Genomic DNA, 2,204 nt, shown 5'->3' with positions numbered 1-2,204 from the left:
GCCCCCCGCCCGCCCCGCCCGACCGTCGACGCCCTGCGCCGACTGCACCGGGCGCACGTGGAGCGGGTGCCGTACGAGAACCTGGAGATCCAGCTCGACCGTCCCACGACGGTCGACCCCGAGGCGTCCATAGCGCGGATCCTGGCCGGTGGCGGCGGGTACTGCTTCCATCTGAACGGCGCCTTCGCGACGCTGCTGGAGGCCCTCGGGTACCAGGTCCGGTGGCACCTGGGCGGGGTGCAGTCCCGGACCGACGAGCAGCCGCCCGGTGCCACCGGCAACCACCTGGCGCTGACGGTGCGTTGCGAGGGCGAGGAGCTGCTGGTGGACGTCGGGCTCGGCGACGGCCTGCACGAGCCGCTGCCGCTGCGCGCGGGGACCTACCGGCAGGGGCCGCTGGAGTACCGGCTGGAGCCGTCCGCGGTGGTTCCGGGCGGCTGGCGGCTGCACAACGACCCGGGCGGTTCCTTCCTCGGGATGGACTTCTCCCCCGACCCGGCCGGGCCGGCCGACTTCGTGGAGCAGCACCGGTGGCTGTCCACCTCGCCGGACTCCCCGTTCGTCCGGGCGCTGTGCGCGCAGCTGCGCGACGCCGACGGCTACCGCCTGCTGCGCGGGCTGGTACTGGTCCGGCTCGGCGCCGAGGGCCGCAAGGTGCGTGAACTCACCTCGGCCGACGAGTGGTTCGCCACCCTGGAGGAGGTCTTCGGCCTGTCGGCGGCCGGGCTGACCCCCGCCCGGCGGGCGGCCCTGTGGTCGAAGGTGCTGGCCACCCACCGGGCCTGGCAGCTCGCCGGGGCGCCCGCTCCCGCCGCCCGGGAGCCGGAGCACTCCGAGGCGTAGGCCGCCGTCACAGCGTGGTGACGAGTCCGCCGTCGATGACGAAGTCGCTGCCGGTGACGTTGCCGGCGCGGTCGCCGGCCAGCAGCAGGACCAGGTCGGCGACCTCCTCGGGGCGGCTGAAGCGTCCGGTCGCGCTCTGGCCGGCGACCTGGTCGGCGACGTCCTTGGGCCGGGTGCCGGCGGCCCCGGCGACGGTCGCCGCCACCCCGTCGTCGCCGAGCCACAGCGCGGTGGAGACCGGCCCGGGGCTGACGGTGTTGACCCGCACCCCGAGCGGGCCGACCTCCTTGGACAGTGCCTTGCAGAAATTGGTCAGTGCCGCCTTCGCCGCGCAGTAGTCGATGATCGACGGATCGGGCAGGAAGGCGTTGACCGAGCTGACCGTGACGACCGAGGCCGCTCCGCGCTCGATCAGGTGCGGCAGCGCGGCCCGGGTGGTGCGGACGGCGGAGAGGAAGTTGACCGTCAGCCCCCAGGTCCAGTCCTCGTCGGTGACGGACCGGAAGCCGCCCAGGCGCGGGCGCACCGCGCCGACGTTGTTGACCAGGATGTCCAGGCCGCCGAGGCGTTCGACCGCCTCCCGGACCAGCGAGGCGGGGCCGTCGGCGGTGGTGAGGTCGACGGCGACCGGGTGGACCAGGTCTCCGTGCGGGTGGCCGGTCATCGCGTCGGTGACAGTCCTGGCGGCGGCCGCCACCCGGACGCCCTCGGCCGCCAGCGCCCTGGTCACCGCGAGGCCGATGCCCTTGCTGGCGCCGGTCACGACGGCGGTCTTCCCGGAGAGCTGAAGGTCCATGGCGGTCTCCTCCTGGACGTGCGCGGGACCGCGGCACCCGCGGCCCGGCCGGATCGGCTCCGGCTGTCTCCACTCGGCCACAGCCAGGCGGTGCCCGCGACCCGGCCGGGCCGAATCGCACAGTCGTGCGCCAGTGTCTAGGCTGTCGGCCGATGACTGTCGACCGACGCCTCCTGCTGCGCGCCGCCGCCCTCGCCGGCCTGACGGCCGGGTCCGGCGCACTCTCCGCCTGCTCCTCCGGTCCGGGCACCCGGCCGGGCGCCGCGCCGCTCTCGCTCGCCGCCCGCCCCCAGCCGTCCGACCGGGCCACTCCGGGCGCGGATCCCGCCGGCACCCCCGCGGCCGGGTCCCCGGCGGCCTCCGGCACCGCGCAGCCCGGTGCGGCCGTGCCGCCCGTGCCCGCCCTGCCGCCGCTGGCGGCCGGCACCCCGGAGGAGGTGGTCAACGGGCCGCGTGACCGTCCGCAGATCGCGCTCACCTTCCACGGGCAGGGCGACCCGGCCATCGCCGAGAGCGTCCTGCGGACGGCCGAACAGCACGGCGCCCGGGTCACCGTGCTGGTCGT

At 76.0% G+C, this 2,204-nt stretch carries 2 protein-coding genes and 1 pseudogene; 2 read left to right on the top strand and 1 reads right to left on the bottom strand.

The genetic code is table 11. The features are described from left to right. On the top strand, nucleotides 1–843 hold an 843-nt coding region (locus AA75_RS40595), incomplete at its 5' end, for an arylamine N-acetyltransferase (protein ID WP_033825502.1). Between the two features lie 7 nt (nucleotides 844–850). Here the strand turns inward: AA75_RS40595 and AA75_RS40590 are convergent. Next, nucleotides 851–1,639, bottom strand: coding sequence for an oxidoreductase (locus AA75_RS40590; RefSeq protein ID WP_033825501.1), 789 nt, complete (start codon nucleotides 1,637–1,639; stop codon nucleotides 851–853). Between the two features lie 152 nt (nucleotides 1,640–1,791). On the opposite strand from AA75_RS40590, the pseudogene AA75_RS50475 reads away from it, so the two are divergent. Further along, nucleotides 1,792–2,204: pseudogene (locus tag AA75_RS50475) on the top strand (hypothetical protein); the annotation flags it as partial.

Origin of the sequence: Kitasatospora sp. MBT63 (genome assembly GCF_000710465.2) — a bacterium.
Classification (GTDB): Bacteria; Actinomycetota; Actinomycetes; order Streptomycetales; family Streptomycetaceae; genus Kitasatospora.
The sequence above is the reverse complement of the archived record's forward strand: the minus strand, read 5'-3'. Positions and strand labels throughout refer to the sequence as shown.

Coding starts and splice junctions, on each gene's coding strand:
- AA75_RS40590 (WP_033825501.1), bottom strand. CDS start 1,639: ATGGACCTTCAGCTCTCCGGGAAGACCGCCGTCGTGACCGGCGCCAGC.